Below are 13,850 nucleotides of genomic sequence, written 5' to 3' on the forward strand. Positions count from 1 at the left end.
CCTATCTGCGGCACGCTCGGCGATAAGGCGCACTCTCGGTCAAATCAGGGGTGCGCTGTGGTGGGGAGGCTACGGTTAGGGCTTACCGTGCAACCGTCGGGCATAATAGAGGTCATGACCAGCCCCGACCTTACCATCACCGGCCTGACCAAGCGGTTTGGTGCGTCCGCCGTGCTTGGCGGAATTGACTTGACCGTGCCCGGCGGCAGCCTGCTCTCCCTGGTGGGGGAGTCGGGGTCGGGCAAATCCACCCTGCTGCGCATTATTGCCGGGCTGGAACAGGCTGACGCCGGCCGTGTGCTTTTCGGCCACCGGCCGGTAGGCGTTGGGGGAGGCGCCCGCATCAAAGGCTCGGCCAAGACCCGGCAGGCAGGGGCTGTGCCGGTGGGGTTTGTCTTTCAAAAACCCGTGCTCTACCCCCACCTGAGCCTGGAAGAGAACATCCTCTTCGCCCAGCGCCTGCGCGCCCAGGAGCAGCTAGACCGAGACCACTACCTTTCCCTCGTCGACACCCTGGGGCTGGGGGAGCACCTGCGCAAGAGGCCAGCGCAACTATCGGGCGGCCAGGCCCAGCGAGCCGGTATCGCCCGGGCCCTGGTGCGTAAGCCCACCCTGGTTCTCTTCGATGAGCCGCTCTCCAGCGTCGATGAGCATCTGAGCGAAGCTATCCGCGCCGACCTGCTGACCCTGCACCGCCAGCTAGGGTTCACGGGCATCTACGTCACCCACAACCCCGACGAAGCCCTCGCGATGGGCCAGCAGCTTGCGGTGCTAGAGGGCGGACGCCTGGCCCAGGTTGCCGCCCCGGGGCAGGTACTGGCCGCCCCGGCGTCCGCGCAGGTTGCCCGCCTGCTGCACCCGCTCTACAACGAGCTGCGTGTGGAGGTTGCGGGGCAGTCTGTAGCGGCCGGTATCTCCGCCCACGGTTTTGAGCGGACGGACGCCGACACCCCGGGTACCCTGCCCGTGCGGGTGCTGGGCGTGCTCGCCCATACCGCAGGCGACCGCTACAGCCTAGAAACCACCCGGGCGGTAGACCTGCCGCACGAGGAAGGTACCGTGAGACTTCCCGCCGGTAGCCCGCTCACGGCTGTGCTGCCAGAAACCCCGGTAGGCGCGGAGCAGGGGCTCTACCTGAAACTCCGACAAGATGCTCTGCACTGTTTCTCAGGGCAAAGCTAGTTTGTACCACGTGCTGACCAAAAAACCTGCCTCATCTGGTCTGTATGCGGTACAAAGGTGGATAGAAGCGGCGGTTTAAGTGATTAAGCACCCTTAAACCCGGTTTTAACTTGCCAGGGCCCCGCTAACCGTGGTTAGATGAAGTAACCAAAGACCGCCGGTCTGTGCCTTTTACAGGTACGATAAGGGCTAACCAGCCCACCTGCGTAGGTGCCGATAACAGAATACAAACCAGTTATAGCTGGGCTTGTATTATGCCTCGATGCCTGCGCGTCGGGGCATTTTTTGTTGGCCTGGCGGGATAAGAACTGGAAGGAACACCATGGCAACACAGGATAAGATTGCTGCCGTCTCTGAGATCAAGGAACTCCTTGAATCCTCAAACGGCGTAATTCTCACCGAGTACCGTGGTCTCACCGTTGCACAGATGAAGGAACTTCGTCGTGCACTGGGTGCTGAGACCGAGTACGCCGTGGTAAAGAACACTCTGACCGCTATCGCGGCTAAGGAAGTTGGCATCGACGCATTCGATGGTCAGCTCCACGGCCCCAGCGCAATCGCATTCATCAAGGGCGACTTCATTGATGCTGCGAAGGGTCTGCGTGACTTTGCCAAGGCTAACCCCCAGCTGATCGTTAAGAGCGGTTACTTCGAGGGCGAAGCTCTCGACGAAGCTGGCATCAACAAGTTTGCAAGCCTCGAATCACGCGAGGTACTTCTTGCAAAGGTCGCAGGCGGCGCAAAGGGCGCAATCGCAAAGGTTGCTCGCACCGTTGACGCTCTGCGTATCAAGCTCGAAGAGCAGGAAGGCGCAGCACCCGAGGCCGAGTAATCGCCTCGAAGCTGCCCACCGCACAGACTTCGGCCCACTTGCCCGGGCCACCCCACAATTTTCAAGCTCGCAGGCTGAAATACTGAGGCTTGCAACTGAATCAAAGAAGGAGCCAATCTCATGGCTAAGCTTTCAATCGAAGAACTCATTGAAGCATTCAAGGAACTGTCACTCGTTGAGGTTTCCGAATTCGTTAAGGCATTCGAAGAAGAATTCGACGTAACCGCAGCTGCTCCCGTTGCTGTTGCTGGTGCTGCCGGTGGCGACGCTGGTGCTGCTGAAGAGCAGTCAGAATTCGACGTTATCCTCGAATCAGCTGGCGACAAGAAGATCGGCGTTATTAAGGAAGTTCGCGCCCTCACCTCACTGGGTCTGAAGGAAGCTAAGGACCTCGTTGACGGCGCACCCAAGCCCGTTCTCGAAGGTGTTTCCAAGGAAGACGCAGAGAAGGCTAAGGAAGCTCTCGAAGGCGCTGGCGCAACCGTCACCCTCAAGTAAGTTTCTTACTTTTCTTATCTTTGGCGCAGGGGCGGCACCCGTTACGGGTTGCCGCCCTTGCGGCTTTTTGTTTAAGGACGGACGCCGCCCTCACCTCTTCCCCTGCCTGCTGGTTTTGGTTAGGCTGGGGTCATGGGTAAGACTCTGATTCGTGCATTCTGGTGCCTGTTGCTGGCCGGTGCTCTGGCCTGGCTGGCTATCCTGGTGTGGCCGGGGCACCCGGTCACCGCCTGGCTGACTACCCGCCTGGTTATAGCCCAGGCCGTCGCCTTCCCCACCCTGCTTGCGGTGGCCGGGGCGGGCGTCCTGATTGTGTCCCTACTGGTTGCGCTACGACGTGCAACCAGCGGAGCCACCCGCGCCCTTGCCGGGCTGACGGCGGTAGCCTGTGCTGTCTCTAGTCTGCTGGCTGTCACCGACCCCTACGGGGCTGCGCGCTACCATGCGCGCGGGGTGCCTGCCATTGGGTGCGTTAATATGCAGGCCTACCGGGTCACTACCTACAACGCCCTCGACACCCTGACCGACCAGGGCCTGGCCCGGCTACTGGCTGATCAACCGGATTTTCTGGTGCTCCCCGAAGTCTCACCCGACACGCCCGCTCTAGCTGGCGGGGTGCCGGGCTACCAGGTCTTTGCCTCCGCGAGCCAAAAGCCCCATATTGCCCCAACCCTGACCCTGGTCAGCGACAGGCTGGGCTCCTACACCGCGCAGGAAGTGCCCATGACCTTCGGCGCCCTGATGCTGGCTCCTGAAAATGACGATAGTGGTCACCCCTCACTGCTGGCGGTGCACACGGCCCCGCCCGTGCCCTCCTACATGCAGCAGTGGCGCGATGACCTAGCCACCATCGACCGCCTGGCCCGCGATGAGAACCGCCCTGACCTAATCGCCGGCGACTTCAACGCGACCCTGCTCCACGGCGGCCTGGCCAGTTACGCGGGGGTAGGCTCATACCTGGGTGCGGATGCTGCCCTGGCCACCCACCGGATTGAGGGCACCTGGCCAGTCGGCGGAGTGCTAGGAATGAAAGCACCCATCGACCACATCATGGTGATGCAGGGGCCACCTGCTGGTGGTGAAGAAGTGACCTACCAGCAGGTAGGTAATTCTGACCACCTGGCAGTAAGTGCCGCCGTAGACCTTTGCAGCTAGGCGCGTGGGCTAGCCCATATCATAATCTGGAAGATTTGCCGGTCTGCTCTGCACACTGCCGACCTAAGACCTGGGGAGAGGGCAGAGGGTAAGCTGGATATGACAAACGATTGACATAACCCGCCACCGCACCCCACCCAAGGAGCCCCGCGTGACTAAGCCCGGACGTCCGGACGCCGCCGAACTGCTCGCAGCCGCTGAGCAAGCCTATGCCACCTACCACGAGCAGGTACGCACCGACCCCGACTACCCGGCCCTGCACCTGGCACCGCCGGTGGGCCGCCTCAACGACCCCAACGGGCTGATCTATCATGAAGGCACCTACCACGCCTTCTACCAGTACTCCCCGGTGCACCCCACCCGAGCCGTCTTCTGGCGCTACGCCACCAGCGACGACCTCACCCACTGGCAGGACCGCGGTACCGCCATCGCCCCCACCGACTGGTTCGACAAGAACGGCTGCTACTCCGGCTCCGGCTTCGTAGGTGAGGACGGCACCTTCGAGTTCTTCTACACCGGCAACGTGAAGGACGCCGACGGCAACCGGGAGGCCTACCAGGTACTCTTCACTTCACCCGACCAGGGCAAGACCTTCACCAAGCAAGAGGTCTTTATCAACGGCCCCGAAGAGGGCTACACCGCCCACTACCGCGACCCCCACGTAGTGGAGCGCGACGGCACCTTCTACGCCGTGATCGGTGCCCAGCGCGAGGACGAAACCGGGGCCGTGGTGCTCTACTCCTCACCGGACCGCCGCACCTGGACCTTCGACGGCGAAATCACGTTCTCAGACCCGGCCCTGGCCAAGCTGGGCTATATGTACGAGTGCCCCGGCCTGATTCAGCTGCGCGATGAAGAAACCGGCGAGCTCAAGGACGTGCTGATTTTCAGCCCCCAGGGTATGGAGGCCGACGGGGAGAAGTACAACAACATCTTCCAGACCGGCTACATCGTGGGCACCCTCACCGGCACCCATTTTGAGGTCACCACCCCCTTCACCGAGCTGGACGCTGGCACCGAGTTCTATGCCCCCCAGTGCTTCCACGGAGTGGGGCAGGACGGCTCCCATGCTGTGCTCCAGGGCTGGTTCGGCAACGCCGACCAGGACGACCACCCCTCCTGGGACAACCACTGGGTACACATGCAGACCTACCCCCGCCGCCTCACCCTGCGTGCTGGCCGTATCTACCAGAACCCCGTGGATCAGCTTGATAGCGCCCTGGCACCCGCCCCGGTTAAACCCGCAGCTCATGGCGAGATTGCAGAACTGGCGGACGCCCGCGTCTGGCGCCTGCGCGGTGAGGTAGCGGTAGCCAAGCCCGTGCAGATTATCGTGGAGGACGCCGCGGGGCAGGCCCTGGTGCTGACCCTGAGCGAGGACGGTGCCCACCTGGATCGCACCGGCAGCCGCTACGCCGTGGGCGGGGCAGAGCGCCATCGCACCCTAGAGCACAGCGCTACCCGCACCTTCGACCTGCTGGTCGATGCCTCTGGAACTGAACTCTTCCTCGATGGGGGAGCCGCCGTTTTCTCATCCCGCACCTACTTCACCGGAGCTAAGCGCACCGTCCGCCTGGTAGCAGACGAGGCGGCCGTGCTGAGCCTCGAAGCTGCCCGGCTTGTAGAAGACTAGGGGAGAGGGGCCGGTGCCTTAGTGCGCGGGGCGAAAAATTTTCCGTGACCTGGCACCGGTCGGGCTCAGCAAGACCTGTCTCACAGGTTACCGGCGGTGGTAGGCTGGTGGAGACGCCGCACACAGCGGCCCCATCACTCCCAACCACTGTGAGGTGACAACCATGGCAGGTTTCTTCAAAAAGCTCTTTGGCGGTAGCGACGATACCGTAGCGCAGACCCCCGCTCCCGCAGCTGCCCCAGCAGCACCGTCCGCCGCGGGCGCGTCCGCTCTGACCGCCCACATGAACGGTACCGTTGTTGAGCTTGCCGGCGTAAGCGACCAGATGTTCGCCTCCGGTGCCCTAGGCCCCGGCGCCGCTATTGAGCCGACTTCTGGCGTAGTGGTAGCTCCTGCAGACGGCGAAGTAACCGTTGCCTTCCCCACCGGCCATGCCTTCGGCATCCGTACCGCAGACGGTCTGGAAATCCTGATTCACGTAGGCTTCGATACCGTGGAACTGGACGGCAAGTTCTTCGAACCCAAGGTCAAGAAGGGTGATACCGTCACCCGCGGCCAGGTGCTGGTGGAGTTCGATCTGGAGCAGGTTAAGGCTGCAGGTTACCCCGTGACCACCCCGCTGGTTATCACCAACGCCAAGAGCTCCGTTGCCGACCTGACAGTTGCCAACGCAGGAAGCGACGTAGCAGCCGGTGCTGACTTCATCACCGCAGCTCGCAAGGGCTAAAACAAAGCGTGAGATAGGGTCGGTGGTCACCTAACACAGGTGGCCACCGACCTTTTGTAAGGGGCTGTTTTGGCCCCTTTTTTGGTGCTAGTATGTCAAACGATTGGCATATTTGTTTTTACGCAAAACATACACACTCGCGCCGAGGCAGAACCACAGATATAGGGGGGGAGCCTGGCCCATACACCAAGGAGAAGACATGGATCATAAATCCGTGGCTGAGCGAGTCCTCACCGCCGTTGGTGGCACGGACAACATCGCAGCAGGTGCCCACTGCGCCACCCGCCTGCGACTGGTGCTCAAAGACATGAACGTCATCAACCAGGACGCCCTGGACAACGACGAGGACCTCAAGGGTACCTTTAACAACTCCGGCCAGTTCCAGATCATCGTGGGCCCCGGCGACGTTGACGAGGTCTACAAGCACATGGCCGCTTCAGGTATGAAGCAGGTCTCCAAGGACGAACTCAAGAACGTCGCAGCTAACCAGGGTAACCTCTTTACCCGCTTCATCAAGGTCGTTTCAGAAATCTTCCTGCCGATTATCCCCGTGCTGGTCGGTACCGGTCTGCTCATGGCACTCAACAATGTGCTGACCGCACCCAAGATTTTTGACCCCACCAAGTCACTGATTGAGCTTTACCCCGCATGGGAAGGCTTCGCAGGCATTGTTAACCTGCTCTCCGCAGCCGCCTTCGCCTTCCTGCCCGTCCTGGTCGGCTTCACCGCTACCAAGGTCTTTGGCGGTAACCCCTACCTGGGTATGACCATGGGCGCTGCCATGGTCTTCCCCTCCCTGGTCAACGGCTACAACGTGGCTGCCGCCCTCGAAGACGGCACCATGACCTACTGGGACGTCTTCGGTATTCAGGTGCAGCAGGCTGGCTACCAGGGCACCGTTCTGCCCGTCATCTTGGTCGCCTTCATCCTGGCCAACGTTGAGAAGTTCTTCCACAAGATTCTCAAGGGCACCATTGACTTCATGTTCACCCCCACCCTGACCCTCTTGATCACCGGCTTTGCCACCTTCATGCTGGTCGGCCCGCCCATGTTCAAGCTGGGCACCCTGCTCGGTGAAGGTATCAACTGGCTCTACACCGCAGCTGGCCCCGTGGGCGGCTTCCTCTTCGGTCTGGTCTACTCACCGATCGTCATCACCGGCCTGCACCAGTCCTTCCCGCCCATCGAACTGCAGCTACTGGCAGCAGGCGGTTCCTTCATCTTCGCTATCGCCTCCATGGCTAACGTCGCCCAGGGTGGTGCCGCCCTCGGCGTCTACCTGACCACCAAGGACAAGAAGATGAAGGCCCTGGCGGGTGCTACCGCTCCTTCAGCCTTCCTCGGCATTACCGAACCGGCCATCTTCGGTGTTAACATCCGCCTGCGCTGGCCCTTCTACATCGCAATGGGCGCATCAGCTGTTGCATCAACCCTGATTGCTCTCTTCGGTGTCAAGGCATCAGGCCTGGGTGCTGCTGGCTTCCTGGGTCTGCCTTCCATCGACCCTGCCCAAGGCATGGGTTGGATGGGCTTCATCATCGCAGTCCTCACATCGGCCGTTCTTTCCACCGGCGCTTCCTTCATCTACGGTAAGCGCGTCTTCGCCGGCCAGGTCGCCGAAGAAGAGGTTGAAGCCGCCGCTCCCGCCGCTCCCGCTGCGTTTGTAGCTGCCCCCGCGGCGTCCGCTCCCGCAGCTGCTACCGAAGGCTACGAACTGACTGCCCACCTCAACGGTACCGCCGTTGAGCTCTCCGCGGTATCAGACCCCACCTTCGCTTCCGGTGCCCTGGGTCCCGGCGCCGCCGTAGAACCCACCGAAGGCAAGCTCTACGCACCCGCCGACGGTAAGGTCACCGTGGCCTTCCCCACCGGCCACGCCATTGGCATGCGCACCGACAAGGGCGTAGAAGTCCTCATGCACATCGGCTTCGATACCGTCGAGCTGGATGGCAAGCACTTCACCCCCAAGGTCGAAAAGGGCCAGGACGTCAAGCGCGGCGACGTGCTCGTCGAGTTCGACATGGCCGCCATCAAGGCCGCAGGCTACCCCCTGACCACCCCGCTGGTCATCACCAACGCCAAGAAGACTGTTGACTCAACCGCTCTTGCCGTTGCTGCAGGCTCAACCGTGGCCGCAGGCCGCGACGAGCTGGTCAGCGTAGTCGCTAAGACCGCAGCCGTCTAAAACCTTCCCAGGGAAGAAAACCCGCCCCGTGCCCGTCCTGCTGATAAGGACGCGCGCGGGGCGGGTTGCTTTGCGCTATACCAGTACGGGGGTGCCCCTACATCTTGGCTCGTGACCCTCTTGCTCCTCGCCCGGGGGCTCGTCCAGCCTCGTAAACTCGGCTGATTCCGTGCTCTCTTGTGTGCTCGCTCGCTCGCACCCGAGCACTTCATCACGCCAGCCCCGAGCCAACGAGCTGCGATGCAGGGTCACCCCCTCCGTAGAAGGTGCAAGGAAAACTCTCTCTAGAGCTTTCTTGACCGGGTAATCTTGAAAGGTAACACCGTACCCAGGAGGATTCCATGCCCGAGCAAACCTACGACTTTACCGTGCGCGAAGCGACCGAAGCTGACTACCCCGGCGTGATCGAGGCGCTGACCAATGCCTTTGAGCACGACCCGGTCATGAACAAGGCTATGGGCGGGGACGGCCGCACCGAGACCGTCCGCGGCCTTTTTGAGTTCCAGCTGCGCACCACCTACGCCCCGAAGGGCACTATCGATATCGCCGTCACTGCCGACGGCAAGGTGCTGGGTGCTGCCCTCTGGCTCTCGCCCGAGGCCCAGAAAGGTAACCTGCTAGCCGACATTAAGGCCCTGCCCGACTACTACCGGGTGCTAGGGAAGGGGCTGGCTCGTGCCACCGTCACCGAGCTGCGCCTGCTGGCAGCCCGCCCCAAGTTCGATCACTGGTACCTCTACACCATTGGGGTGCACGAGGACGCCCGCGGCCACGGCATCGGCTCCCACCTGCTCGATTACCGCCGCGAGCGCCTGGGCGAGGTTCCCGCCTACCTGGAGGCCTCCACTTACCGGTCAGCCTCCCTCTATGCCCGCCACGGGTTTGTTGAGCTCTTCCGTTTCAAGGGTGGCAAGCCCGCCCTGGGTATGTTGCACCCGGCGCCGGTGACTCAGGTGTCGCTTCACGACCACCATAGAAGCAAGTAATATTCTTTTTTCTCTGTTCAGGGGCGCGTGAGCGTGCAAGAATACTGTTGTTTGCCGGGCTGTCTGCTTATCCCCCATAGGTGGCAGTCGGGGTGCTACCGCTACCACCGGTAGCACCGGGCAGGCACTACACACGCAACACGGAGAAAGAGCACCCCCATGCCCCTTTTCACGCTGCCACATACCCGAAAAGTTGCCAAGGCACAGCTTGCTGCTGTTACTGCGGTGACCCTGCTTGCTAGTGGCACTACCTATGCAAGAGCAACCGAAACCCCCGATGCTGCGGGAACCTACCAGGCCGGGCAGATGGGCGATAGCAGCGCCCTGGTTAAAGAAACCGACCGCCTGATAGTGACCTTTGCCGAGGGCACCACGACCGAAGAGCGCCAGACTATCGTTGACCGCGCCCTTGAAGATACCGGAGCCCTTGAGACGGCAGAGGTGGTCAAAGAGTCTGTGGGTGAGGACGCCACCACAGGCGTGATTGAAGCCAACCACCCCCTGAGTGAGGCCGAGCAGCAGAGCGCTATTGAGGCGCTGGAAGCTGACCCGGGCGTCCTTGCCGCTGAACCTGACCAGCTGGTACGGGCCGTGCAGAATGTGCACGGTACGGCCACCGGCGAACCCCTGTATAGCACCCTCTGGAACTTTAGGGCAGCTAACGTGGCCCCCGCCTGGTACCGGGCGGACGGGGCCGGAACCACCATCGCGGTGGTCGATACCGGCATCACTTACCACCCCGATCTGGCCCCTAACCTTGTGGCCGGGTATGACTTTATTTCTGATGATTCCTACGCCCGCGACGGGGGCGGACGTGACGCCGACCCCACCGATATCGGCACCTTCTCTGGTTCTACCCCCTCGAACTGGCACGGCACCCATGTAGCCGGTATCGCGGCGGCAGCAGCCCAGGGCACCGGGCTGGCGGGGGTGGCCCCGCGCGCTAAGATTCAGCCAGTGCGGGTGCTGGGCGTGAACGGCTGGGGCTATGCCTCGGACATCGCGGACGGTATCGCTTGGGCCTCCGGCGGGAACGTGCCCGGCGCGCCCCGGAACGCGACCCCGGTAACCGTCGTCAACGCCTCCTTGGCCTGGCCGTCTGATACCTGCCCGGCTGCCCTTGACGCCGCTATTAAGGGAGCCTACTCCCGGGGCGTTCCGGTAGTTGTTGCCGCCGGGAACGCGGGCGCTAACGCAAACGCCTGGACACCCTCTAACTGCTACTTCGCTATTGTGGTGGGAGCTACCGGGGGTGATAATGCTTTGACCGGTTACTCTAACTGGGGGTCAACCCTCGACGTTCTGGCCCCGGGAGGGACCGCCTGGCAGCAGGTGAACTCAACCTCTAACGCGGGGCGCACCACCGCTACAACCGCCAGCTTTGGCGGGCTCTACGGCACTTCCCAGGCAGTCCCGGTGGTAGCGGGCACTATCGCCCTGATGAAGCAGGCCAACCCTAACCTCACCATCGAGCAGATCCGAAACACCCTAAAATCTACCGGTAGCCCCGCCAGTGGCTACCGCCTGGTGAACACCGGTCAGGCTGTAGCAACCGTAACCCCGCCCCCACCTGCCTACCGGGTGATGGGCGGAATCGGTTCTTACTACCAGGCCAACGGTGGTGAAGCTGTTTTTGGTAAGCCCACCCAGAACGAGTTTGGCTCGGTCGGGGGCGGCGCTATTCAGAACTTTGACCGCGGTTACGCCCTGTACTGGACGGCCACCTACGGCACCCACGCGGTGAAATGGGGTACCGGTATTGGCGAGCACTACCGCCAGAACCGCTGGGAACTGGGCCACCTGGGCTACCCCACCAGTAGCGAGTACGCCTATTCTTACGGAGCCGCCCAGAATTTTTGGAACCCCGTGACAGGTTCCCGCTACGCCGTACTGTGGAGTGCAGAGACAGGAACCCACACCATGGTGGGTGGAGGAGCAATCGCCGGTAAATGGTACAGCATGGGCGGGCCGGACCGCCTGGGCTTCCCGTCCACATCAGAAATCGCTTTGAGCGGCGGTGGGGTAGTGCAGTTCTTCCGCAAGGGCGGCAGCCTGACCGCTATCTATTGGCACCCGGTGCACGGTACCCGCAGCGTGTCGGGTACTGGGGCTTTCTACCACTACTGGCTAGCAAATGGCTACGTCACCCGTCTGGGCTACCCGGTTACCGATGAACACCTGGGGGCAGACGGACGCATGCACCTGCGGTTCTCGTCCGGCGCTCACCTGACCTGGAGCGCGTCCGAGGGGCTGCGCCGGGTGCGCTAGCTTATGCCACCGCGCTCTCTGCCCAGAGCAGGGAGCGGGTGCTTGACCCTTCATGGAGGCTCACCGGTAGCACATCGCTGCCGGTGAGCTCTTTTTCTTCGCTATTCATGGCGTGCATGAGCTGGGCGACGGCCCGCTGGGCCATTGCGTCAATCGGCTGCACGATGGTGGTTAGCTCGGGTAGGAGGGCTCGGCTGGTTTCGGTGCCGTCAAAGCCGATGACCTGCAAGTCATCGGGCACCTGCCGGCCGCTAGAGCGGGCATAGCCCAGCACCATGGCGGCGTAGACATCGTTTGAGGCGAAGACAGCATCAACCTGCGGGTGCTCGTCGAGGTAGGTGAAGATGCGCTCGCGTTTGGTGGCCTGCGGGGTGGTGAAGCCCAGTTCGAGAATATGCGGGGTGTAACCGGCTTCGGTGACCGCTAGCTGGTAGCCGCGCTGGCGGGCGTTGTCGAGGGAGATGGTTGAGGTGATGTGCAGAATATTCGTGGCCCCGCCGTCAAGGAGTAGGCGGGTGGCCCGGTAGGCCCCGTCGAAGTTGTCGCAGCTGATGTTGGGGCCCCGGCCGGTGTGCTGCCGGTCGATGGTAATCAGGGGTGCACCCAGGTGGGGGAAGTTGGCGACGACCTGGGAGTGGGCGCCGGTGATGACGCCATCGACCTGGTTGGCTATGAGCATATCGAGGTAGCGCTGCTCTGATTCGGGGTGGTCGTTGCTGTTGCAGAGAATGGTCTTGTAGCCGATATCGGCCAGGTGGGATTCGATGCGGTAGGCCATTTCCCCGTAGAAGGGGTTGGCGACGGAGGGGAAGACTAGGCCGATGAGCTGGCTTTTTTGCCCCTGCAGGGAGCGGGCGATGGCGTTGGGCCGGTAGCCGAGCTGCTGCATGGCGTCGAAGACTTTGACGCGGGTGGTTTCGGAGAGGTAGCCCCGGTTGTTGAGCACGCGGGAGACTGTGGTGGGGGAGACGCCTGCCAGCGCAGCGACATCGCCGAGTTTTGGTTTGGGCACGCGGGGCTCCGGTCTGTTGGGGTGGGCTCGGGCTGTTCTCAATTATAGGGCCTGTCTAACAGGCCCTGGGAAGTGTTGAGCTGTGTGACGGAAGCTAAGCTGTGTCCTGAGACTGACGGCGCCGCCCCGGTAAGGGGCTAGCTGGGAAGAGGAAGGTAGGAGACAGCCTGACCGGCAGCAGCTCCGTCTGGTGGGATGAGCGCCAGAGCGTCGGCGGTGGCAAAGGAAGTGAGCATATGGGACTGGGTCTTGGGCAGGGGGGTAAGCTTTCTGCCCTCGGGGGTGGGAGTAAGGGTAGCCGGTAGCAGGCGCAGGTCGTGTTTGCGGTAGCCGGGTACCTCGTGGGTGAGGACACCGGTGGGCAGTTCGGCTAGGGGAGATGCGGTGGTGCCTGTGAGCCAGGGGGCGAGATAGGAGTAGAGGGCGGTGTAGGCCGCCAGCGGGTTGCCGGGCAGGCCCAGGACGAGCGGCGCGGCCGGGTTGCTGCTGGCCGGTAGGTGGGCGGCTAGGGCCGGGTGGCCGGGACGGATGGCTACAGATTCGAAGAGGTAGCTGGCCTGAAGGTCGTGGAGGGCACGGCGTACCCAGTCGGCGGTGGAGGTGGAGGAGCCGCCGGTAATCAGGAGCAGGTCGGCGCGGGTTGTGGTGAGCCAGTCGGTGAGTTGGGCTTTGCTATCGGGCAGGCGGGAGGTGCTGGTGACTGCCGCCCCGAGATCTTCGATGATGGAGGGGAAGGCCAGGGAGTAGGCGTCGCGCACCTGGCCGGGGCCGGGCAGACCTGCGGTAATAATTTCGTTGCCGGTGTAGGCGATAGCCACGGTGGGGCGGGCGGTTACGGTCAGGGTGTCAAGGCCGAGCGTGGCGAGGGCGCCGAGGTGCCGGGCGGTGATACGGGTGCCTGTGGCAAGCACGCTACTGCCTGCGGGGAGTTCTTCACCGGCGCGGCGGATGTCGGCCCCCGGGCTGGGGTAGCCCCGTCCACTAAAAAAACGGGGGTCGGGGCTGAGCATGTTGCCTTCTCGCAGGGCGTGTTCCTGGCGGATAACAGCTTCGGTACCCGGTGGAAGCAGCCCGCCGGTCAGAATGGGGGTTGCCTGGCCGGGGGCGAGGGGGAGGGTTTTGCGGTGGACGTTCTCGCCGTCGGCAGCTGGCGGGTGGGTCAGTACCTGCCAGGGCGGAGCCCCGGCGGTGGCGTAGCCGTCCATAGCTGAGGAATTGTAGTGGGGAACGGGCAGCAGGGCACGGGCGTCACGGGCCAGGGCTCTGCCCATGGCATTGGCGAGGGGGACCTCTTCTTCAGTGAGGGTCAGAGCTGCCCCCGCCCGGTGGAGGAGCTGCCTGGCCTGGTGCCAGCTGGTGTGGTGCACGGTGG

General features: G+C 62.8%; 11 protein-coding genes. 9 read left to right on the top strand and 2 right to left on the bottom strand.

Annotated features, from left to right (window positions below):
- The first annotated feature begins 114 nt into the window (after positions 1-114).
- The 9 genes from L6762_RS05375 (at position 115) to L6762_RS05415 (ending at position 11,466) form a co-directional block, all read left to right on the top strand.
- On the top strand, positions 115-1,182 hold the full coding sequence (locus L6762_RS05375) for an ABC transporter ATP-binding protein (RefSeq protein ID WP_237185946.1): 1,068 nt from the start codon (positions 115-117) through the stop codon (positions 1,180-1,182).
- Between the two features lie 322 nt (positions 1,183-1,504).
- Positions 1,505-2,014, top strand: coding sequence for a 50S ribosomal protein L10 (gene rplJ / locus L6762_RS05380; protein ID WP_237185947.1), 510 nt, complete (start codon positions 1,505-1,507; stop codon positions 2,012-2,014).
- Between the two features lie 120 nt (positions 2,015-2,134).
- On the top strand, positions 2,135-2,512 hold the full coding sequence (gene rplL / locus L6762_RS05385; RefSeq protein ID WP_185174250.1) for a 50S ribosomal protein L7/L12: 378 nt from the start codon (positions 2,135-2,137) through the stop codon (positions 2,510-2,512).
- A 132-nt stretch (positions 2,513-2,644) separates the two neighbouring features.
- Positions 2,645-3,667, top strand: coding sequence for an endonuclease/exonuclease/phosphatase family protein (locus L6762_RS05390; protein ID WP_237185948.1), 1,023 nt, complete (start codon positions 2,645-2,647; stop codon positions 3,665-3,667).
- A gap of 151 nt (positions 3,668-3,818) precedes the next feature.
- On the top strand, positions 3,819-5,300 hold the full coding sequence (locus L6762_RS05395; RefSeq protein ID WP_237185949.1) for a glycoside hydrolase family 32 protein: 1,482 nt from the start codon (positions 3,819-3,821) through the stop codon (positions 5,298-5,300).
- Positions 5,301-5,463: 163 nt separating this feature from the next.
- Positions 5,464-6,027: a PTS sugar transporter subunit IIA gene (locus L6762_RS05400; protein WP_237185950.1), complete on the top strand. Its 564-nt coding sequence runs from the start codon at positions 5,464-5,466 to the stop codon at positions 6,025-6,027.
- A 199-nt stretch (positions 6,028-6,226) separates the two neighbouring features.
- Positions 6,227-8,212, top strand: coding sequence for a sucrose-specific PTS transporter subunit IIBC (locus tag L6762_RS05405; RefSeq protein WP_237185951.1), 1,986 nt, complete (start codon positions 6,227-6,229; stop codon positions 8,210-8,212).
- A 341-nt stretch (positions 8,213-8,553) separates the two neighbouring features.
- The gene (locus tag L6762_RS05410; RefSeq protein ID WP_237185952.1) at positions 8,554-9,198 is read left to right on the top strand and encodes a GNAT family N-acetyltransferase; all 645 of its coding nucleotides are present in this window, start codon (positions 8,554-8,556) and stop codon (positions 9,196-9,198) included.
- A gap of 159 nt (positions 9,199-9,357) precedes the next feature.
- A complete protein-coding gene (locus L6762_RS05415) occupies positions 9,358-11,466 on the top strand; it encodes a S8 family serine peptidase (RefSeq protein WP_237185953.1) in 2,109 nt (702 codons plus the stop codon).
- Between the two features lies 1 nt (position 11,467).
- On the opposite strand, the gene L6762_RS05420 is transcribed toward L6762_RS05415, so the two are convergent.
- On the bottom strand, positions 11,468-12,478 hold the full coding sequence (locus tag L6762_RS05420; protein ID WP_237185954.1) for a LacI family DNA-binding transcriptional regulator: 1,011 nt from the start codon (positions 12,476-12,478) through the stop codon (positions 11,468-11,470).
- A gap of 137 nt (positions 12,479-12,615) precedes the next feature.
- Entirely contained in the window at positions 12,616-13,845 is a 1,230-nt protein-coding gene (locus L6762_RS05425; RefSeq protein ID WP_237185955.1) for a molybdopterin molybdotransferase MoeA, read from the bottom strand.
- Positions 13,846-13,850: the final 5 nt, after the last annotated feature.

This window comes from Rothia nasimurium (genome assembly GCF_928381705.1).
In the GTDB taxonomy this organism is placed as follows: Bacteria; Actinomycetota; Actinomycetes; order Actinomycetales; family Micrococcaceae; genus Rothia; species Rothia nasimurium_G.

Coding starts and splice junctions, on each gene's coding strand:
- rplJ (WP_237185947.1), top strand. CDS start 1,505: ATGGCAACACAGGATAAGATTGCTGCCGTCTCTGAGATCAAGGAACTC.
- L6762_RS05410 (WP_237185952.1), top strand. CDS start 8,554: ATGCCCGAGCAAACCTACGACTTTACCGTGCGCGAAGCGACCGAAGCT.
- L6762_RS05375 (WP_237185946.1), top strand. CDS start 115: ATGACCAGCCCCGACCTTACCATCACCGGCCTGACCAAGCGGTTTGGT.
- L6762_RS05415 (WP_237185953.1), top strand. CDS start 9,358: ATGCCCCTTTTCACGCTGCCACATACCCGAAAAGTTGCCAAGGCACAG.
- L6762_RS05390 (WP_237185948.1), top strand. CDS start 2,645: ATGGGTAAGACTCTGATTCGTGCATTCTGGTGCCTGTTGCTGGCCGGT.
- rplL (WP_185174250.1), top strand. CDS start 2,135: ATGGCTAAGCTTTCAATCGAAGAACTCATTGAAGCATTCAAGGAACTG.
- L6762_RS05405 (WP_237185951.1), top strand. CDS start 6,227: ATGGATCATAAATCCGTGGCTGAGCGAGTCCTCACCGCCGTTGGTGGC.
- L6762_RS05400 (WP_237185950.1), top strand. CDS start 5,464: ATGGCAGGTTTCTTCAAAAAGCTCTTTGGCGGTAGCGACGATACCGTA.